We start from the raw sequence: 20,758 nt of genomic DNA on the forward strand, positions 1-20,758 counted from the left end.
GTGCTGCATAGGCAGCAACGAAAGCCCCAACCTACAAAGGAGCGATAAATATGTCCAAATCAATTAAACTCAACGTACCCAATCAAGAGGATTTAGAACTGCCCGTATTGGAGGCGAGCATCGGTCATGACGTGGTTGATATCCGCGCACTGACGAAAAACACAGGCTTATTCTCATTCGACCCTGGATTCGTTTCAACAGCAAGCTGCGAATCCAAAATCACTTATATCGACGGCGACAAAGGTCTGCTGTATTACCGTGGTTATCCCATCGAACAACTCGCCGAAAAATCCGATTATTTGGAAGTCTGCTACCTGCTGATTTACGGCGAACTGCCGACGCCTGAGCAAAAGGCAGAATTTGACAATACCGTCCGCCGTCATACGATGGTGCATGAACAGCTGACTTGGTTCTTCCGCGGCTTCCGTCGAGACGCGCATCCGATGGCGATGATGGTCGGCGTGGTCGGTGCATTGTCTGCGTTCTATCAAGACAGCCTGGACATCACGAACCCCGAACACCGCAAAATCGCGATTTACCGTCTGATTTCCAAAATTCCGACGATTGCGGCAATGTGTTACCGTTATTCCAACGGTCTGCCGTTCAATTATCCAAAAAACAACCTCTCTTATTCCGAAAACTTCATGCACATGATGTTCGCTACACCATGTGAAGACTACAAACCCAATCCCGTATTGGCACGCGCGCTCGACCGCATCTTTATCCTTCATGCCGACCACGAGCAAAACGCATCGACTTCGACCGTCCGTTTGGCAGGTTCTTCAGGTGCGAACCCGTTTGCCTGTATCGCTGCCGGTATTGCCTGTCTGTGGGGTGCGTCCCACGGCGGTGCGAACGAAGCCGTCTTGAAAATGTTGGACGAAATTGGTGATGTGTCCCGTGTTGCCGAATATATGGAAGGCGTGAAACAGCGTAAATACCGCCTGATGGGCTTCGGACACCGTGTGTACCGCAACATGGATCCGCGCGCCAGCATCATGCGCGAGACCTGTTATGAAGTGCTGAAAGAATTGGGCTTGGAAGACAGTCCGAAATTCAAACTGGCGATGGAATTGGAACAAATCGCCCTGAAAGACCCGTTCTTCGTAGAGCGCAAACTGTACCCCAACGTCGACTTCTACTCCGGTATCGTCTTGTCCGCGCTTGGCATTCCGACCGAAATGTTTACCGTCATCTTCGCTCTGTCGCGCAGCGTAGGCTGGATTTCGCACTGGCATGAAATGATTAGCGATCCTTCGCTGAAAATCGGCCGTCCGCGCCAACTTTATACCGGTGCCGTACGTCGTGATTATGTACCGGCGGATAAACGCTGATAATCGGTATATTAATATGTTGTCGGAGTTTTATTTGAGAAAGCCGAATAGCTTTTTTAAATGAGTTTGTCCGCAATAAACGAAACAGATACAAGTAATTTGGCTGGAAATAGGGTAGAATGAAGTGTCATTTCAAACGGCATGGATTCCGTTGAAACACATGGAATTCTACCCTTTGTTTATATTTTAAAGAAAAGAGCTCGCGTCATGATGGATGAAAAACTCAATTTTTCTTATCTGTTCGGTTCAAATGCTCCCTACATCGAGGAGTTGTATGAGAATTTCTTGGAAAACCCAAGTTCTGTCGATGAGAAATGGAAGCAATATTTCACCGACTTAAGCAAGCAGCCCGGTGCGGCGGATGTTGATGTCGCCCATGCTCCGATTCGTGAATCCTTCGCTAATTTGGCAAAAACCAAATCGACAGCGGCTATTGCCGGCGGTATGGATGAAGCCATGATGAAGAAACAGGTCGGTGTATTGCGGTTGATTTCTGCTTACCGTATTCAAGGTGTGGGTGCTGCCCAGCTTGACCCGCTCAAACGTATCCCGCCACGCAACATTGAAGCCCTCGATCCCAAATTCCACGGACTGAATGATGCCGATATGGCGGTTCAGTTCAATATGGGCGAGGGCGATTTTTCCGGCCAAAGCAAGCTGCCTCTGTCCCAAATCATCAGCAACCTCAAACAAACCTACTGCGGTCACCTCGCATTGGAATACATCTACATTCCCAATACAGAAGAACGCCGCTGGTTGCGCAATTATTTCGAGGATGTGCTGTCCACCCCGAGTTACAGTGCCGAACAGAAACGCCGCATCCTGAAAGAAATGACCGCTGCCGAGACTTTGGAGCGTTACCTGCATACCAAATATGTCGGTCAGAAACGCTTCGGCGTAGAAGGCGGCGAGAGCGTGATTGCCGGTCTGAATTACCTCATTCAAAACGCAGGTAAAGACGGCGTCGAAGAAGTCATCATAGGTATGGCACACCGAGGTCGTCTGAATGTCTTGGTCAACATCTTGGGTAAGAAACCGGGCGATTTGTTTGCCGAATTTGAAGGCCGCGCCGAAATCAAGCTGCCTAGCGGCGACGTGAAATACCACATGGGTTTCAGCTCCGACATCGCTACGCCGAACGGTCCGATGCACGTTTCTTTGGCGTTCAACCCGTCGCACTTGGAAATCGTCAACCCTGTCGTTGAAGGTTCTGCACGCGCCAAACAAAAACGTTTGGGCGAAAACGGCCGCGACAAAGTATTGCCCGTATTGATTCACGGCGACTCTGCATTTGTCGGTTTGGGCGTCAACCAAGCGACCTTCAACCTGTCCAAAACGCGCGGCTACACCACCGGTGGTACGGTCCACATCGTCATCAACAACCAAATCGGCTTCACCACCTCCGATACCCGCGACACCCGTTCGACCGTGCATTGTACCGACGTGGCGAAAATGGTTTCCGCTCCGGTCATCCATGTCAACGGCGACGATCCGGAACGCGTTTGCTTCGCCATTCAAGCAGCTTTGGACTACCGTAAAAAATTCAATAAAGACATCGTGATCGATGTCGTCTGCTACCGCAAATGGGGTCACAACGAGGGCGACGATCCGACCCTGACACAGCCGATGATGTACAAAAAAGTATCGCAACACCCCGGTGCGCGTGCTTTGTACACCGAACAACTGATTGCAGAAGGCGTGGTGACGCAGGCAGAAGCCGACGGCTATATCCAAGCCTACCGCGATGCTTTGGATAAAGGCGAACATGTCGAACAAACGACGTTGAGCAATTTCCAACGCACGCAAATTGACTGGAGCAAATACCAAGGCAAAGACTGGCGCGAAGATGTGGAAACCGGCCTGCCCGCTGCCGACATCGAGCGTCTTGCCGAGAAATTTACCGCCGTTCCCGAAGGCTTTGCACTGCATCCGACTGCCAAACGCGTGCTCGAAGCGCGTAAAGGCATGGCTGCGGGCAGTCAGCCGATTGACTGGGGTATGGCGGAAACCCTCGCATACGCCAGCCTGGTCACCAAAGGACACGGCGTGCGCATTTCCGGCGAAGACTCCGGACGCGGTACGTTCTCACACCGCCATGCTGTATTGCACGACCAAAAACGCGAAAAATGGGATGACGGCACTTATGTACCGCTGCGCAATATGGGCGAAGGTACGGGCGAATTCCTCGTTATCGACTCCATCTTGAACGAAGAAGCAGTCATGGCGTTCGAATATGGTTTTGCCTGCTCTGCGCCCGACAAACTGACCATTTGGGAAGCGCAGTTCGGCGATTTTGCCAACGGCGCTCAAGTCACCATCGACCAATTCCTGTCATCCGGCGAAACCAAGTGGGGTCGTCTCTGCGGTCTGACCACCATCCTGCCGCACGGCTATGACGGACAAGGTCCGGAGCACTCATCCGGCCGCGTAGAACGCTGGTTGCAGCTTTGCTCCGAACACAATATGCAAATCATCATGCCGTCCGAAGCGTCGCAAATGTTCCATCTGCTGCAACGCCAAGTCTTGGGTTCGTACCGCAAACCGCTGGTGATTTTCATGTCCAAACGCCTGTTGCGCTTCAAAGGCGCGATGAGTCCGTTGGAAAACTTTACCGAAGGTTCACGCTTCCGTCCCGTCATCGGCGATACCGCCGAGCGTGGCAACAATGAAAGCGTGAAACGCGTGATTCTGTGCGCCGGACAGGTTTACTACGATTTGGAAGCAGGCCGTGCCGAGCGTAAACTGGAAAACGATGTCGCCATCGTCCGTGTCGAGCAGCTTTATCCGTTCCCATACGACGAGGTGCGTGCAGAGTTGGCGAAATATCCGAACGCGAAATCCGTGGTTTGGGCACAAGAAGAGCCGAAAAACCAAGGCGCGTTCTACCAAATCCGCCACCGCTTGGAAGACGTTATCGGCGAAAGCCAAAAACTGTCTTATGCCGGTCGTCCAAGCAGCGCATCGCCAGCCGTCGGCTATATGAGCAAACACGTCACCCAGCTGAAACAACTGGTTGAAGACGCAATGACGCTGTAACGCAATACGGTGCGGCGTTCCGAATGAAACACTTCAGACGGAACGCCCGCCAAACAAAAGAGATAACACACAACAGGTCGTCTGAAAACCAACGACCATCCGGAGACACAAAATGATTATTGATGTAAAAGTACCCATGCTGTCCGAAAGCGTATCCGAAGGCACGCTCTTGGAATGGAAGAAAAAAGTCGGCGAAGCCGTAGCGCGCGACGAAATCCTGATTGACATCGAAACCGACAAAGTGGTTTTGGAAGTACCTTCCCCACAAGCCGGCGTATTGGTTGAAATCATTGCCCAAAACGGCGAAACCGTTGCCGCCGAGCAAGTATTGGCACGCATCGACACCGCTGCAACCGCTTCTGCTGAAGCCCCAGTCGCTGCGCCTGAAGCCGCTCCCGCCGCTGCGCAAACCAATGCCGCCATGCCTGCCGCCGCCAAACTGGCAGCGGAAACCGGCGTGGATGTGAACGCGCTGCAAGGTTCCGGCCGCGACGGTCGCGTCTTGAAAGAAGACGTGCAAAACGCCGCCGCCAAACCTGCCGCTGCACCCGCTGCTGCGACTGCACCTGTTCCGGCGGGCGCACGTCCGGAACAACGCGTTCCGATGAGCCGCCTGCGCGCCCGTGTTGCCGAACGTCTCTTAGCTTCGCAACAGGAAAACGCGATTCTGACTACGTTTAACGAAGTCAACATGAAACCCATCATGGACTTGCGCGCGAAATACAAAGAAAAATTCGAGAAAGAACACGGTACCAAACTCGGCTTCATGTCTTTCTTCGTCAAAGCAGCCGTTGCCGCGCTGAAAAAATATCCGGTGATCAATGCCTCCGTTGACGGCAGCGACATCGTTTATCACGGTTACTTCGACATCGGTATCGCCATCGGCAGCCCGCGCGGTCTGGTCGTTCCGATTCTGCGCGATGCCGACCAAATGAGCATTGCCGACATCGAGCAAGCCATCGTCGATTACGCCAAAAAAGCCAAAGACGGCAAAATCGCGCTGGAAGATTTGACCGGCGGTACGTTCAGCATTACCAACGGCGGTACATTCGGCTCTATGATGTCCACCCCGATTATCAATCCGCCGCAATCCGCCATTTTGGGTATGCACGCGACCAAAGAGCGCGCAGTCGTAGAAAACGGTCAAGTCGTCGTCCGTCCGATGATGTATCTGGCACTCTCTTACGACCACCGCATCATCGACGGCCGCGAAGCCGTGTTGACTTTGGTTGCCATCAAAGACGCGCTGGAAGATCCGGCACGCCTGTTGTTGGATCTGTAAACGCCGCCAAAGTGATATAAAGCGGATAAAAACAAAGCAGTTTGAAATCGGGCTGCTTACTGGTTTTCAGACGACCTTGAAACGAAAAAAGGTCGTCTGAAAACGGCGGGATGTTTGAAATCTAAGGGAGAAAGTTTGTTGCTGCCATTTTCCGTGCATAAGCAAACGGTTGAAAATCCATAGGAGTATATCCATGAAACCCATTTCCCTGTTTCCGCTTTTGGCTGTCGTTTCCCTGCTTGGCGCGTGTGCCGCATTCGAAGGCAAGGAATATTCCGTCAATGCCTATGACGCGCGCGGCAGAATGTTGAACAAGCGTTTTGAAATGGACAGCAACAAAGCAGGTATTCCCGTCGCCCGCAGCGTTTTGTGCAAACGTTATCCGCACGCTACCGTCCGCGTTTACAACAATTTCACCGGACAGGAAGTCAGGGAATTCAGCCCGCATTCCTGCCGCCGCTGATGTGGCCGAACCAATCGGGCTGAAGTTTCAAAGGTCGTGCCTGCGGGCAGGCTTCGTACTCTGAAAAGGGCAGAATGAGTTTTAACTGCGTTGAAGCCGCGCTTTCAGACGACCTCTTATGCAAAATATAGTGGATGAACTTTAAATCAGGAGAAGGCGGCGAAGCCGCAGACAGTACAGATAGTACGGCAAGGCGAGGCAACGCTGTACTGGTTTAAAGTTAATCCACTATACCGCTGCCGAAGGTTTTCCTGCGGCAAAAATGTCAAACAAAGGATTTTTCACATGTCTCAATACGATGTAGTAGTCATCGGCGCAGGCCCCGGCGGATATGTTGCCGCCATCCGCGCCGCCCAACTGGGTTTCAAAACCGCCTGTGTCGATGCGGGCGTCAACAAAGCAGGCGATGCGCCCGCGCTGGGCGGCACCTGCCTGAACGTCGGCTGCATTCCTTCCAAAGCCCTGTTGCAGTCGAGCGAACATTTCCATGCTGCGCAGCATGATTTTGCCGAACACGGCATCAGCGTCGGCGACATCAAATTCGACGCAGCGAAAATGATTGCGCGCAAAGACGCCATCGTAACCAAGCTCACCGGCGGCGTGAAATTCCTGTTCCAAAAAAACAAAGTAACCAGCCTGTTCGGTACGGCGTCATTTGCCGGCAAAAACGGCGATGCCTACCAAATCGAAGTCGATAACAAAGGCGAGAAAACCGTTATCGAAGCCAAACACGTCATCGTAGCGACCGGTTCCGTGCCGCGTCCGCTGCCGCAGGTTGCCATCGACAATGTAAACGTATTGGACAACGAAGGCGCATTGAATCTGACCGAAGTGCCTGCCAAACTCGGCGTCATCGGTTCGGGCGTGATTGGTTTGGAAATGGGTTCGGTGTGGAACCGCGTCGGTTCGCAAGTTACCATCCTCGAAGCCATGCCGACCTTCCTTGCCGCTGCCGACCAGCAAATCGCCAAAGAAGCCTTCAAATATTTCACCAAAGAGCAGGGCTTGAACATCGAGTTGGGCGTGAAAATCGGCGACATCAAATCTGAAGGCAAAGGCGTTTCCGTTGCCTACCAAACCGCCGCAGGCGAAGCCAAAACCGAAGTTTTCGACAAACTCATCGTCGCCATCGGCCGCATTCCGAACACCAAAGGCTTGAACGCCGAAGCCGTCGGCTTAGAAAAAGACGAGCGCGGCTTTATCAAAGTGGACGGCGAATGCCGCACCAACCTGCCTAATGTCTGGGCAATCGGCGACGTGGTTCGCGGCCCGATGCTGGCGCACAAAGCCAGCGACGAGGGCGTGGCGGTTGCCGAGCGCATCGCCGGTCAAAAACCGCATATTGACTTCAACAACGTACCGTTTGTTATTTACACCGACCCTGAAATCGCTTGGGTGGGTAAAACCGAAGAGCAGCTCAAAGCCGAAGGCGTGGAATACAAAAAAGGCACTTCCGGCTTCGGTGCAAACGGCCGCGCTTTGGCAATGGGCAAGGCAAAAGGTACGGTCAAAGTGTTGGCGGATGCCAAAACCGACCGCATCTTGGGCGTACACATGATCGGCCCGGTTGTCAGCGAATTGGTTACCGAAGGCGTAACTGCGCTTGAATTCTTTGCCAGCAGCGAAGACATCGCCCGCATCATCCATGCCCACCCGACCTTGTCCGAAGTGGTTCACGAAGCCGCACTGGCCGCCGACAAACGCGCTTTGCATGGCTGATAAGGTCAAGTAGAGCATAAAAGGTCGTCTGAAACTTTTCAGACGACCTTTTCGGAAAGATGAATGTTCGGAAGCAATGTTCCGATAGGTATAGAGAGAAAATAGGGCATATGAGTTGCCATTGTTCCCTTACCGGAATGACGATTTAAGCATTTTCTATTTGAATCTGCGATAGTGGGTTAAGTTTAAATTCAGGACAAGGCGGAGAAGCCGCAGACAGTACAGATAGTACGGCAAGGCGAGGCAACGCAGTACTGGTTTAAACTTGAACCACTATATATAATCGGCGACACATTCACAGACAGCATTTGATTATGAATAAAGAAGTAATCGGTATCCTGTTTATACCGATGGGCATCATCAGCATGTGTATGGCCGCGTTGTGGCAGATGTATGTGATGATGACCGAAACTTATACGCTCAACCGTTTCAAAGACAAAGAATTGGTTTGGCGCGTAGCATTGTTGTTTATCAGTTTCAGCCTTGCCGTTTACCTGCTCTGCCCGAATTCGCGTAAAAAAGGCATCGTCTTTTTTATTCTCGGGGGCGGCGGTGCAATCATGTATCTGCTTGCGCGGATGTGGTTGCCGTTCAGCAAGTGAAACGATGATTTTCCGACCGCCGAAAGGTCGTCTGAAACGCATGGGATTGTCATTCAGAGACAGTCTCAGGGCATTCCACTAATCTAAAGGAGAAATCCATGAATCTACACGAGTATCAGGCTAAAGAACTGCTGGCAGGCTACGGCTTGCCCGTGCAAGGCGGTATTTTGGCGCACAACGGCGAAGAAGCTGCAGCCGCTTACGACAAACTGGGCGGCAAATTTGCTGTTGTCAAAGCCCAAGTCCATGCAGGCGGCCGCGGTAAAGCGGGCGGCGTAAAAGTCGTCAAAAGCCGTGAAGAAGCCAAAGAAGTGGCAGAAAGCCTGATTGGCACCAATCTGGTTACTTATCAAACCGATGCCAACGGTCAGCCGGTCAACAGCGTTTTGGTTTGCGAAGATATGTATCCGGTGCAAACCGAGCTGTATTTGGGCGCGGTGGTTGACCGTTCTACCCGTCGCATCACATTCATGGCTTCGACCGAAGGCGGTGTGGAAATCGAAAAAGTTGCCGCCGAAACCCCTGAAAAAATCTTCAAAGTAACCGTTGACCCGCTGGTCGGACTGCAACCTTGCCAAGCGCGTGAAGTGGCGTTCCAACTGGGCTTGAAAGACAAACAAATCAACGAGTTCGTCAAACTGATGACCGGCGCGTACAAAGCTTTTGTCGAAAACGACTTCGCTCTGTTTGAAGTGAACCCGCTGGCAGTCCGCGAAAACGGCGCGCTGGCCTGCGTGGACGGCAAAATCGGTATCGACAGCAACGCCCTTTACCGCCTGCCGAAAATCGCCGAATTGCGCGACAAATCCCAAGAAAACGAACGCGAGCTGAAAGCCTCCGAATTTGACCTGAACTACGTTGCGCTGGAAGGCAACATCGGCTGTATGGTTAACGGCGCAGGTTTGGCGATGGCAACCATGGACATCATCAAACTCAAAGGCGGCCAACCTGCCAACTTCTTGGACGTTGGCGGCGGCGCGACCAAAGAGCGCGTGGTTGAAGCGTTCAAACTGATTCTCGAAGACAAATCCGTTAAAGGCGTATTGATCAACATCTTCGGCGGTATCGTCCGTTGCGACATGATTGCGGAAGCCATCGTGGCAGCCGTTAAAGAAATCAACGTTGACGTGCCTGTCGTTGTCCGTCTGGAAGGCAACAACGCCGAACTCGGTGCGAAAATCCTGAACGAATCAGGTCTGAAACTGACTTCCGCCGACGGCCTGAATGACGCAGCCGAAAAAATTGTCGCAGCCGTAAACGCCTAAGGAGAAAAGAATGAGCGTATTGATTAATAAAGACACCAAAGTATTGGTTCAAGGTTTCACCGGTAAAAACGGTACTTTCCACTCCGAACAAGCTCTGGCTTACGGCACTAAAGTCGTCGGCGGCGTTACCCCGGGCAAAGGCGGTCAAACCCACCTGAACCTGCCCGTGTTCAACACCATGAAAGAAGCCGTTAAAGAAACCGGCGCAGACGCATCCGTGATTTACGTTCCCGCTCCGTTTGTGTTGGATTCTATCATTGAAGCGGTTGATTCCGGCGTAGGCTTGGTGGTTGTGATTACCGAAGGCGTACCGACTCTGGACATGCTCAAAGCCAAACGCTACTTGGAAACCAACGGCAACGGCACACGTTTGGTCGGCCCTAACTGCCCGGGCGTGATTACTCCGGGTGAGTGTAAAATCGGCATTATGCCGGGCCACATCCACACTCCCGGCCGTATCGGCATCATTTCCCGTTCCGGTACATTGACTTACGAAGCCGTGGCACAAACCACCAAACTGGGCTTGGGCCAATCAACCTGTATCGGTATCGGCGGCGACCCGATTCCGGGCATGAACCAAATCGACGCGCTGAAACTCTTCCAAGAAGACCCCGATACCGACGCCATCATCATGATCGGTGAAATCGGCGGTACTGCGGAAGAAGAAGCAGCCGAATACATCCAATCCAACGTAACCAAACCCGTTGTCGGCTACATCGCAGGTGTGACCGCTCCTAAAGGCAAACGCATGGGCCACGCCGGTGCGATTATCTCCGGTGGCAAAGGTACTGCGGAAGAAAAATTCGCCGCTTTCGAAAAAGCCGGCATCGCCTACACCCGCAGCCCTGCCGAATTGGGCAGCACCATGCTGGAAGTGTTGAAAGCAAAAGGCCTGGCATAACGCTTGGTCGTTTTGACTGAAGAGCTGAAAGGTCGTCTGAAAACTTGGAAACAGGTTTTCAGACGACCTTTTTACTTGGTTTGCCATAATCTGCAAATTTCGTTAGGCGTTTGTTTCCAGCGTTATAGTGGATTAAATTTAAATCAGGACAAGGCGACGAAGCCGCAGACAGTACAGATAGTACGGAACCGATTCACTTGGTGCTTCAGCACCTTAGAGAATCGTTCTCTTTGAGCTAAGGCGAGGCAACGCCGTACTGGTTTAAAGTTAATCCACTATATCGTACAGATTGTCGCATAAGCTACATAAATTGTCGGATATTCTATACTTTATATCATTATCTTTAATTTTTATTCAATATATAATCATTCTCAAAAACAAATCAATTATATCAACATCTTCCTATCTTGCTTTTTCAGACGACCTTACTCATATCTGAATTCGTTTCCCATCAAGGAGCAGCTATGAATAGTCTATGGAAACCCAGCCGTTTGAGTATCGTCATCGCTTTTGCATTTTCATCCGCATATGCTCAAACCGTAACCGACAAAGTCAATCTGAATGAAATTACCGTAAAGGGGGCAAGAAATACACCCGCCCAAAGTAATAGCAACTACACCGTCAAAGGCAGCACCTCGGCCACCAAGCTTGACTTAAAACTCAAAGAAACCCCGCAAAGTGTAACCGTTTTCACCCAGCAGCAGATGCAGGATCAGAATTTGCAGAACCTTGATCAGGTACTGGAAGAAACGCCGGGTATTACCGTCTTGCAGGACTCCGTTACCGGCATGGGCGAAGCCCAGTATTATTCACGCGGCTTTCCCGTCGACAATTACCAGCTTGACGGTGTACTGGCCAATAAATACCTGCTTGGCGGGCCACGTTTTATTGCCGCGCAGGACAGCTATCTTTACGACAGGGTGGAAATCATCCGTGGTTCGAACGGGTTGAGCACCGGAGTAGGCGATCCAGCGGCCAGCGTCAATTTTGTACGCAAACGCCCGATGGCGAAAAGCGCGGGGGAATTGAACCTGAAATACGGTTCTTGGAACAACAAACGTGTCGAATTCGATTACGGCGGTGCGTTGAACAAATCCCAAACCCTGCGCGGCCGCGTCGTCGGAACATGGGAGGACGGAGACAGCTTTATGGACAGAATCAAACGCAAATCCCATGCCTTCTACACAGTATTCGATTGGACGCCAACCGACAAAGACAGCTTTACGTTTGGCTTCAGCCGTCAGCACCGCAACATCACCGGTGCGCCGACTAAGGGGTTGATGCGTTATTCGAAAGTTACCCAGGATTATGATTTCGAATTGGGGGATTCCCCGACGCATTGGATAGATGCCCGCGACGTTCCGCCGAGCTTCAACAACGGGGCGGAATGGGCGTTTAACAAAGCCACCAGCGACAATATGTTTGCCGAATACAAACATCATTTCAACGACCATATCAAGCTGCAAACTGCCTATACCCGCAGCCGCGCCAAAAGCGATCTGCGTTACGGCGATATGGGGGTAAACGGCTACGCGCCGCAATTTAACGCGGCAACTTATGATTTCGGCCGCGAACGCGACAAATACGACGACAAGGCGTTCGATATCCATCTGGACAGCCGTTTCAAACTTTTTGACCAGGACCAGCAGTTTATTGTCGGTTTTAGCGGCATCCGCCATACCCAGACGAGGGACGATTATAATTTCAGCAGTAGCGGTGAATTGAATGTCGATGATGCCAAACCTACAGGTATTGCGGCCATGACCGGAGAACCGATAGACCGTAACTTCTATTTATGGCAGGCGATTCCGCTTGATTACTGGAATAACGGTAGCTATCCCATGCTGGGGTACAACCGGGCTTGGGAGAAAAAATTGGGACCGGACGGATTGATTTCCCGCGATCATTTGGCTTCGGAGCAATACGGACCCTATTTTGCCCTGAAGCTCAAACCGGCCAGGTGGCTGACGGCGGTGGTAGGCGGGCGTTGGCTGACATGGCGGGACAAAGGGGGCGGGAAATGGTCGTTTTACAAAAACAAAAACAACGTGATAACAGACGATACGGTTGAAATGCCCGACGAAGGGTACGCCCCCGATCACAATAAAAGCAGTATGTATCACGATACGGTGCGCAAATTCGTCCCGTACGGCGGCGTGATTGTAGAACTGACGCCGACCATCAATGCCTACGCCAGCTATACCGGCATCCTGAAAACTAACAATGTCTTAAGGAACAGGCCGGCCTATGGCGAGGGCGGCGGATGGCTGCCGCCGATTACCGGCAATTCCAAAGAAGTCGGCATCAAAGGCGGCTTGTGGAACGACAAGCTGAATTTCGCCCTGTCTTACTTCACCATGACCCAGAAAAATTACCCCACGCTCGAACCTACAGGCTCGCGTTGTTACGAATGGAAATACGGCGGGGAAAACGGCAACGAACCGTGGTGCTTCCAAGGCGATTGGGAATACGGCACAGGCAAGGGCTATACCAGCAGGGGTTTCGACATCAACCTTGCCGGACAGATTACCCCGAAATGGCGGATGCAGGCAGGCTTTGTCAAACTGAAGATAGACAAACCTTACGACGCGCCCAACTCCTCCAACGACTTGGGGGACGACATGAATCTGGAGTACGGCGGCACCTATACCGCGCCGGATAAAACCTTCAAATTTTTCACCAGCTACGACTTTACGCCTAAGCTGACGATGGGGGTGGGGATGCGCTGGGTTAGCGGCACCAAGCCCAAGCCTTGGGGGCATGGTCTTTCCAACGGGCAATATTACGTTTCCGACAAACCCAAAGCACTGTGGCAGCCTTCCTACTCGATATGGAACGTCATGGCGCGCTATAAAATCAACAAACACGCCGCACTGGCGGTCAACGTCGGCAACCTGACCAACAAACGCTATTACACCAACTCCCGCAGCAATTTTTACGGCAAACCGCGCAATGCCTCCGTTGCCTTGAAAATAAAGTGGTAGGCTGTTTGGACGGAGCCCTTCCGCCAAGAAGCAGTTTACATGACGGAAAAGTTTTAAAGAGGCCCAAAGGTCGTCTGAAAGTTTTCAGACGACCTTTTATCTCCCGCGTTAATCTTTACATGTTTTCAAACCACCTTTAGCCGAATTGACTTGAGAAGAAGTGTAAAGGGGTTATAATCAGTTAACAGATGAATAATCTGTTATTTCACCCATATGGACATCAAGGAGAAGGTAATGAGAAAGCATGATTTTGAATCCCGCAAAGAAGCTTTGTTGAAAGACATCCAAGACGTGATGAGCGATGTTGAAGAGCTGTACAGCAAAGGCGTAGAAGTCGGCTCGGAAGAAGGCAAAAAAGCCAAAGCCAAATTGCAGGAGAAACTTGAAGCTGCTAAGGATCGTTTGCATGACTTCCAAGAAGAAGCCGGTGACCGAATCAAATACCACGCTGACCGCGCGCGCGAAAAATACGACGAATTTGAAGAATTGGCAGAAGAGCGTTTCAAAGAAGGTAAAAAACGCTTTGCCGAGTTTGGAGAAGAAGCGGGCGACCGCATCAAACGCGGCGCACGCCAAGCCGATGCAGCCGTACACGACAAACCTTATTACGCAATGGGCTTTGCCGCACTGGCGGGCTTGGTCGTCGGCGTATTGCTGAACCGCCGATAATCGGTCAAACATGAATGCCGTCCGGACACGATTTCCCGAAATCTTGTTCTGGCGGCGTTTGCTTATTCGGGTCGGCAAAGGTTTCAGACGACCCCAAAGCCTTCGGATTGTCCGTTTTGGAACAATCAGGGAAATCGGAATATGGGTATCAGACAAAATATCGAACATACGAAAACGTTGCTGAATCAGGGTGTTGATTTGCTTTTGCTGCGTTTGCAGATTTTGAATCTGGATTTGGCGGAACAGGCGGAAAACGTGTTCCGCATCATCATATGGTTGGTCGTATCGGGCATCTTGCTGCTGATTGCATTCATCAGCCTGCTTTTCGGACTAAACAGTGTGTTGTCGGATATCGCAGCGATATGGGTATTTTTCGGGATAACTGCCGTCAGCCTGATCGTCATTGCGGTCTTGTTCGGCAAAGTCGCAAAAGACTGGCGCAGCCAAAACAACAAAATCGCCGCAACCTTGCAGGACATTAAGGCAGACATCGCCTGCCTGCGTGGTCAAGATATGCAGGAAGGAGAGGACGATGAATAAAACGGAACGCGATGAAGCACGCGAACTGCTGCAACTGGAAGCCAAGTTGGTTCGTCTGAGAATCGAAGCATCGCATATGAAACAGCAAAAATGGAAAGAACAGGACGATCGCAAGTCGGATAAGCTGATGACACTGCTGGACTTAGGCAGCGAGCTGAACCGCACACGCCTCCTGTATAAAACGGCAGGACTCGCCATTCCCCGAAAATTCCGCTTAGGGGCACTACTGGCAGCGTTTGCGTTGAAAGCTGCGATGAAGTAATTAGATTAAGACGCGGAGGTTTGCAAATTCGAATTTACGGCTGTTTTTAAAAATTCCATTCAGCTCCCAACGACCATTGACGGCTGCTGCGTCGTGCATAAGGGGCATTGCTGCGGATGCGGCTGTATCCGTAATTCAAGGTCGGCGTGATGCCTTTGTAGGACAATTTATCATGGCTGAGGCTGACGGAGAGGGAGTGCTCGCGGTTGCGTTGCGGCTCCGTGCCGAATGCCATAATGCCTTTATAGCGGCGGTTGGCAAATGAGGCGGTCAGGTGGCTGTTCAGCCCGCCCAAAAACGGCCATTGCTGTATCCAGCCTATGTTGAACCCGCTGCGGCGGTAGGCGGCATTGTTGACGGCATTGCGTATGTTTTTGTTTTCAGGAACAAAGCGGTTGTATTGCCAACCGCCGAACAGGGTCGTTCTGCCGAAACGGCGCGCCAGGGAGAGATAGGTGCCGTCGTGCCAACCGTCGTTACGCAGCGCACGATCAGTTTCCCGATAGTTTTGGTGGTAGCGTTCCAGCGAGTAATAAAGTTGTGTCGCGTTGCCGAGATTGACCATATGCGAAAGCTGTACGCCGACCCCGTGTGCCAGCATATACGGCGCGGCGCGGCGGTTGTTTTCTTTTTTGCTGTCAAACTCGCTGCTGCCTGCCAACTGCGTCTGATAAAACGGTAAAACGCTGACGGTTTGTTTGCCGTCCTTGCGCTGCCAGCCCAAATAAGCCCTGCCGAACGCATCGTCGTAAGCCGATTGGCGGTCAAAAAAATAGCTCGTTCCGCTGAGGTTGGCGCGGAATTTGACGGCGTGATGCCCGTAAAACGGGGTGAGTTTTTCGGTGTTCAATTCGTAATTCAAGCCGTTGGCACTGACAGGCAAAGTGATACTGCATGCGGTTTGCCCTCTTGCTTCGATGCAATAACGCGGGGCAGCGTTGTTGGCATTATCGTTATGCACGGGGCTGATTCCGCCGGACCATTTCCATTCTGTCTGCCGCTTGACGGCTTCTTGAAAACGTTTGACGTTTTCCAAAACGGGGGCAGGTATATCGCGTTGCGCGGCATGGCGGAAATGCGCCGCCGCCTCGCCCAAACGATAATCCTGAAACTCTGCCGCCGCCAAATCCAATAATATGCGGTCGTCTGAAACGTCAGATTCATAAAGGGTACGATAACGTTCGACCGCTTCGGAAGTCCGCCCTTTCAACTTTGCCAGCAAAGCATCGGCACGTGCAATCAGCTTGGGATTGTGGTTGGGCTGTTTGCGGTAAAGTGAGGCAAGCGAAGAAACCAAATCTACGCTATTGCCGTTAAGCGCTTGAATCAGTGCGTCCTCAAGAATATGCGGGTTTGCCGTTAAAAAATCATCGCCGACCACAGTCGGTTCGCCGACATTCTCATTCTTTTCAGACGACCTTTCTTCTTCGGACAAAATATCCAGCCATTGTTTTTGCTGCACTTGTACGGCAGCATCCTGAGAAGGCGCATCCTGCCGGATACCACCTTCGGGCAATTGAGCCAAGACTGCGGAAGGCAACAGGCAACATAAAGATGCCGAAACCATTTTTTGTTTTATTTTTAACATTCAAAATCATCCGAAATATATGTGTGTATATCACAGGGGTAGCTAAATGCAAACCGCCATGCCCTACTGATTCAATCCCCAGTCATGGATTTACAGCTATCAAAGGTCGTCTGAAACTTTTCAGACGACCTTATTTTTGCGTAAAAGCAACAGATTCGCATTAAGATGCAGCATTATAGAGGTAAATTTCCAAAACAAACATAACTAATTTATTTTTATGGTCTTATAAATTATTCAAATATTATTCATCAGTAGATTCATAGGATTAATCAAGCCAACCCACTAAACACGCCTGCAATATATCTTGCGAATCCAAAGCAATAGTTTGATCACACTATCACTCAATTTTCTCTGTCGGCAATCAAGTAGCAGCATTAAATCAAATATTTGGAGTAAAGTTTCAACTCTACATCATCAATTAATTCACTTGCTAATATTCATCTTGGAAACCATTTAAAACCCGTAAGGATATTGCCAAAACGGCATAATTATTACACAATATTACAACAAAATTGGTAATCCTTATCATTAATTTATAAAACATCAATATTAAGAGAAATTCATCATGAAAATCAAAGTACCCGCAATTTCTGCGGCAGCAACCCTTATTCTGACTGCCTGCGCTGGAGGAGGCGCATCCGAACCTAAAGTCCCCGTTGCCATACCAACGGCGCAGCCTATCGCCAATATCAAGCTGAGTGATGAAAGCAGTGCGGTACAGACCATCAACACCCTTTCCGGTAAAGGCGGCAGTCTGCATGAAGCGGAACTCGAAGTGAAAGCATCATGGGGCAGCTATACCGATAAACAATATGTCTATCAAACCCCTTCCGGCAACTATTACAACATCAGCTCATATTCCGACCCGATTGTCCCCTCTTACTCCAGCCCATCTTATGCCCTTCGTACCCGCCATGAAGGACAACCTTTATCTGAAGGTGGCAAACTGTTTGTCTGTTGCAGTAGTTCGGGACAATTCACCTATGCACCGGCAACCAAACATGACCACCTCAAATTCGGCGCATGGATAAATGCAGACGGCACGGCAGACCTGTTTGTCGGCGGCAAACCCGTCGGAACGGCGAAACCGTCTTATTACACTCCGTCAGACAGTACAGTGGCAAAAGGCAAGACTACATACGAAGTTTGGGCTGTCCGCGTCCGCAACGGCAATATCGTTACCTCAACCTACGATCCGGGCAAATCCTCTGGGTCGTCTGAAAAAAACACGCCCAAACTTTCACTGTTAACAGCCAATTTCAACACCAACAAACTCGGCGGCACGATTTTAGGTAATGCGGATTACGGTCCGGACGTTGTGATGAAAGATGTAGGCATCAACGGCGTTGATTTCTCAGGCACTGCTGAATCCGATGGTAAAAACGGCAAAGTCGAAGGGAAATTCTTTGGTCAATTTAACGGCGATAAAACAGAAGTCAGCATAGGCGGTAAAGTTACCTTTGATGCCGATAAATCGTTGGATACCGTGTTCGGCGGCGTGAAGAATGATGACGACCGCAATACGACGGATACAAGCTTGACACCTGTCAGCAAGTAACCGTACGTCAAACATCCCAATAAACCGATAATCAGTACATCTTTAAGAGGCAAAAAATGTCCTTCCCCTTTAAACCCGTACTGCTGGCAGCCATTGTCAGCCAAACTTTCCCTGCCTTCGCTGCCGACCCCGTACCACAAGCCCATCAGGACTTGAATGAAGTCAAAGTCATCGGCGGCCGCAAAGTCCAAAAACTCGGTGAAGAGAAAGTCCGCCGTCAGGCATTGGATAAACAAATGGTCTCTGACGAAAGCGACTTGGTGCGCTACGATCCGGGCATCAGCGTCGTCGAAGGCGGGCGCTCCGGTTCCAACGGTTTTACCATACGCGGTGTCGACAAAGACCGCGTCGCCATCAATGTGGACGGACTGGCACAAGCAGAAAGCAGGTCGTCTGAAGCATTCCAAGAGTTGTTCGGTGCATACGGCAACTTCAATGCAAACCGCAACACTTCCGAACCTGAAAATTTCTCGGAAGTAACCCTCACCAAAGGCGCGGACTCGCTCAAATCCGGCAGCGGTGCATTGGGCGGTGCCGTCAACTATAAAACCAAATCCGCAAGCGACTATGTTTCCGAAGAAAAGCCCTACCATTTGGGCATTAAAGGCGGCTATATCGGACGCAACAGCCAGAAATTCAGCAGCATAACCGCCGCAGGAACTTGGCTGGGTCTGGACGCATTGATGGTTTATACCCGCCGTTTCGGTAAAGAAACCAAAAACAACAGCGACGCTGCCGATACCGTCATCACCGACAACAAACAAAGTTGGAACCCGAATGCCGGCAGCACCAACTACGGCAGCCGCGGCATAGCGCGCAGCAAACCTGACCCTCAAAATTGGGAAAACATAAGCACCCTGTTCAAGCTGGGTTACAACTTCAACGATCAAAACCGTATCGGCTGGATTTACGAAGACTCTCGTACCGACCGCACAACGACCGAATTATCCAATATGTGGGCGGCAAACTGGAAAGGCGAGGCACTGGGCGATACCCGTTCCCGCCAAGACATCTCCTACCGTAAACGCATCGGTTTTGAATACAAAAACCAACTTGACAAAGGACCATGGGACAGCCTCAACCTGCATTACGACCGTCAAACCATCGACATGAGCACCTGGAGCTGGGATTTGCCGACGGATTATAATCGCAGCGGTGTGAACAGCGACGTGTACCATATGTTTCGCAACATCCGTCAAAAAAATACCCAATTTGGTGCCGATGCTGAAAAACAAATCGACTTTTCCAAATTGGTATGGGCAATGCAATACGGATTGGGTGGTTCCCAAAACGACAACGACAATAGAGATCATAGCTATTGGGTACGCCTATACGACCCGAAATATCAAACGTCCAACAACCAAGAATTGACTATGCTGGTCGAAAGCTCCTCCAAAAACCGTTTTGCCTACTGGAACAACACATTCCAATTCGGCGACAGCAGCCAATACCGCCTCAATGCCGGGCTTCGCTACGACAACAGCAGCAGCAAAGCCAAAGACAATCCCAACTACACTCCTGCCATCCGCGGTCAAATTCCTTATCTCGGCAGCGAACGTAAACACAGCGGTTTCAGCTACGGTTTAGGATTAGACTGGAAATTCACGCCGCGTCTGAATCTTTTGGCAAAATATAGCACTGGCTTCCGCGCGCCGACTTCAGACGAAACCTGGCTATTGTTCCCGCATCCTGACTTCTACCTTAAAGCAAACCCTAACCTTAAGGCAGAAACCGCCAAAAACTTCGAACTGGGACTTGCCGGCAGCGGCAAAGCCGGAAACTTTAAACTCTCCGGCTTCCAAACCCGCTACCGCAACTTTATCGAACTGACCTACATGGGCGTGTCCTCAGACAACCCCAACAGCCCTAATTATGCGCCGATTTCCGACGGTACCGCATTGGTCAGCTCACCCGTTTGGCAAAACCAAAACCGTTCCTCCGCATGGGTGAAAGGTTTGGAATTTAACGGCACATGGAACCTTGACAGCATCGGTTTGCCGCAAGGCACGCACGCAGGTGTCAACCTTAGTTATATCAAAGGTAAAGCCAAACAGACCAACGGACAAGAAACCCCGATTAACGCTCTTTCCCCGTGGTCTGCTGTTTACAATTTGGGCTACGATGCGCCGTCCAAACGCTGGGGCGTCAATGCGTACCTGACCCACACCGCAGCTAAAAAACCGTCTGACACCGTTCACAGCAGTGATGATTTGAACAACCCATGGCCATTTGCCAAGCACAGCAAAGCCTATACGCTTTTCGACCTGACAGGCTACGTCAACTTGGGCAAATACTTCACCCTGCGCGCCGGTGCGTACAACATCGGCAACAAAAAATACTATACTTGGGAATCGCTGCGCAGCATCCGCGAATTCGGCACAGTCAACCGCGTTGACAACAAAACCCATGCCGGTATAGAACGCTTCACCTCTCCGGGCAGAAGCTACAACTTCACGCTTGAAGCCAAGTTCTAAAAAAGTTTGAAGTAACAAGAAAGGTCGTCTGAAAACGTTTTTCAGACGACCTTAATATTTGGTTGGGTTTTGTCTAATCTA

The 20,758-nt window shown here is 50.9% G+C and carries 14 protein-coding genes and 1 pseudogene; 14 read left to right on the forward strand and 1 reads right to left on the reverse strand.

What is annotated here, in order from left to right:
* Positions 1–50 precede the first annotated feature (50 nt).
* The 12 genes and pseudogenes from gltA to ACMYUL_RS11575 all read left to right on the forward strand — a co-directional run bounded on the left by gltA (position 51) and on the right by ACMYUL_RS11575 (position 15,057).
* Entirely contained in the window at positions 51–1,334 is a 1,284-nt protein-coding gene (gene gltA, locus ACMYUL_RS11520) for a citrate synthase (protein ID WP_415770649.1), read from the forward strand.
* Positions 1,335–1,541: 207 nt separating this feature from the next.
* Positions 1,542–4,370 carry a 2-oxoglutarate dehydrogenase E1 component gene (locus tag ACMYUL_RS11525; protein WP_342031853.1) on the forward strand — a complete coding sequence of 943 codons (2,829 nt, stop codon included), beginning with the start codon at positions 1,542–1,544 and terminating at the stop codon, positions 4,368–4,370.
* 112 nt (positions 4,371–4,482) lie between these two features.
* Positions 4,483–5,652, forward strand: a complete 1,170-nt coding sequence (odhB, locus tag ACMYUL_RS11530; protein WP_415770651.1) for a 2-oxoglutarate dehydrogenase complex dihydrolipoyllysine-residue succinyltransferase — start codon at positions 4,483–4,485, stop codon at positions 5,650–5,652.
* 193 nt (positions 5,653–5,845) lie between these two features.
* Positions 5,846–6,115: a hypothetical protein gene (locus ACMYUL_RS11535; RefSeq protein ID WP_377084078.1), complete on the forward strand. Its 270-nt coding sequence runs from the start codon at positions 5,846–5,848 to the stop codon at positions 6,113–6,115.
* 285 nt (positions 6,116–6,400) lie between these two features.
* Positions 6,401–7,834 carry a dihydrolipoyl dehydrogenase gene (gene lpdA, locus ACMYUL_RS11540; RefSeq protein ID WP_003741784.1) on the forward strand — a complete coding sequence of 478 codons (1,434 nt, stop codon included), beginning with the start codon at positions 6,401–6,403 and terminating at the stop codon, positions 7,832–7,834.
* 314 nt (positions 7,835–8,148) lie between these two features.
* Positions 8,149–8,436 carry a hypothetical protein gene (locus ACMYUL_RS11545; protein WP_003755543.1) on the forward strand — a complete coding sequence of 96 codons (288 nt, stop codon included), beginning with the start codon at positions 8,149–8,151 and terminating at the stop codon, positions 8,434–8,436.
* A gap of 95 nt (positions 8,437–8,531) precedes the next feature.
* Positions 8,532–9,701, forward strand: a pseudogene (sucC, locus tag ACMYUL_RS11550) (ADP-forming succinate--CoA ligase subunit beta); the annotation flags it as partial.
* Positions 9,702–9,711: 10 nt separating this feature from the next.
* A complete protein-coding gene (gene sucD, locus ACMYUL_RS11555; RefSeq protein WP_415770654.1) occupies positions 9,712–10,602 on the forward strand; it encodes a succinate--CoA ligase subunit alpha in 891 nt (296 codons plus the stop codon).
* Between the two features lie 464 nt (positions 10,603–11,066).
* Complete coding sequence (locus tag ACMYUL_RS11560; RefSeq protein WP_415770656.1) at positions 11,067–13,586, forward strand: TonB-dependent siderophore receptor; 2,520 nt, start codon at positions 11,067–11,069, stop codon at positions 13,584–13,586.
* 234 nt (positions 13,587–13,820) lie between these two features.
* Positions 13,821–14,255, forward strand: a complete 435-nt coding sequence (locus ACMYUL_RS11565) for a DUF883 family protein (RefSeq protein WP_049231449.1) — start codon at positions 13,821–13,823, stop codon at positions 14,253–14,255.
* 141 nt (positions 14,256–14,396) lie between these two features.
* On the forward strand, positions 14,397–14,795 hold the full coding sequence (locus ACMYUL_RS11570) for a phage holin family protein (protein ID WP_342031856.1): 399 nt from the start codon (positions 14,397–14,399) through the stop codon (positions 14,793–14,795).
* Positions 14,788–15,057, forward strand: coding sequence for a hypothetical protein (locus ACMYUL_RS11575; protein ID WP_019270317.1), 270 nt, complete (start codon positions 14,788–14,790; stop codon positions 15,055–15,057). The genes ACMYUL_RS11570 and ACMYUL_RS11575 overlap by 8 nt, the downstream gene beginning before the upstream one ends.
* A 46-nt stretch (positions 15,058–15,103) precedes the next feature.
* Here the strand turns inward: ACMYUL_RS11575 and ACMYUL_RS11580 are convergent, their stop codons facing one another.
* A complete protein-coding gene (locus ACMYUL_RS11580) occupies positions 15,104–16,645 on the reverse strand; it encodes a surface lipoprotein assembly modifier (protein ID WP_415770660.1) in 1,542 nt (513 codons plus the stop codon).
* 565 nt (positions 16,646–17,210) lie between these two features.
* On the opposite strand from ACMYUL_RS11580, the gene ACMYUL_RS11585 reads away from it, so the two are divergent.
* Together ACMYUL_RS11585 and ACMYUL_RS11590 are read left to right on the forward strand one after the other, a co-directional pair.
* Positions 17,211–18,203, forward strand: coding sequence for a Slam-dependent surface lipoprotein (locus ACMYUL_RS11585; protein ID WP_415770662.1), 993 nt, complete (start codon positions 17,211–17,213; stop codon positions 18,201–18,203).
* A 236-nt stretch (positions 18,204–18,439) separates the two neighbouring features.
* The gene (locus ACMYUL_RS11590; RefSeq protein ID WP_415772958.1) at positions 18,440–20,677 is read left to right on the forward strand and encodes a TonB-dependent hemoglobin/transferrin/lactoferrin family receptor; all 2,238 of its coding nucleotides are present in this window, start codon (positions 18,440–18,442) and stop codon (positions 20,675–20,677) included.
* Positions 20,678–20,758 lie beyond the last annotated feature (81 nt).

This window comes from Neisseria sp. CP9, from assembly GCF_047758525.1.
In the GTDB taxonomy this organism is placed as follows: domain Bacteria; phylum Pseudomonadota; class Gammaproteobacteria; order Burkholderiales; family Neisseriaceae; genus Neisseria.

Coding starts and splice junctions, on each gene's coding strand:
- gltA (WP_415770649.1), top strand. CDS start 51: ATGTCCAAATCAATTAAACTCAACGTACCCAATCAAGAGGATTTAGAA.
- ACMYUL_RS11525 (WP_342031853.1), top strand. CDS start 1,542: ATGATGGATGAAAAACTCAATTTTTCTTATCTGTTCGGTTCAAATGCT.
- odhB (WP_415770651.1), top strand. CDS start 4,483: ATGATTATTGATGTAAAAGTACCCATGCTGTCCGAAAGCGTATCCGAA.
- ACMYUL_RS11535 (WP_377084078.1), top strand. CDS start 5,846: ATGAAACCCATTTCCCTGTTTCCGCTTTTGGCTGTCGTTTCCCTGCTT.
- lpdA (WP_003741784.1), top strand. CDS start 6,401: ATGTCTCAATACGATGTAGTAGTCATCGGCGCAGGCCCCGGCGGATAT.
- ACMYUL_RS11545 (WP_003755543.1), top strand. CDS start 8,149: ATGAATAAAGAAGTAATCGGTATCCTGTTTATACCGATGGGCATCATC.
- sucD (WP_415770654.1), top strand. CDS start 9,712: ATGAGCGTATTGATTAATAAAGACACCAAAGTATTGGTTCAAGGTTTC.
- ACMYUL_RS11560 (WP_415770656.1), top strand. CDS start 11,067: ATGAATAGTCTATGGAAACCCAGCCGTTTGAGTATCGTCATCGCTTTT.
- ACMYUL_RS11565 (WP_049231449.1), top strand. CDS start 13,821: ATGAGAAAGCATGATTTTGAATCCCGCAAAGAAGCTTTGTTGAAAGAC.
- ACMYUL_RS11570 (WP_342031856.1), top strand. CDS start 14,397: ATGGGTATCAGACAAAATATCGAACATACGAAAACGTTGCTGAATCAG.
- ACMYUL_RS11575 (WP_019270317.1), top strand. CDS start 14,788: ATGAATAAAACGGAACGCGATGAAGCACGCGAACTGCTGCAACTGGAA.
- ACMYUL_RS11580 (WP_415770660.1), bottom strand. CDS start 16,645: ATGTTAAAAATAAAACAAAAAATGGTTTCGGCATCTTTATGTTGCCTG.
- ACMYUL_RS11585 (WP_415770662.1), top strand. CDS start 17,211: ATGAAAATCAAAGTACCCGCAATTTCTGCGGCAGCAACCCTTATTCTG.
- ACMYUL_RS11590 (WP_415772958.1), top strand. CDS start 18,440: ATGGTCTCTGACGAAAGCGACTTGGTGCGCTACGATCCGGGCATCAGC.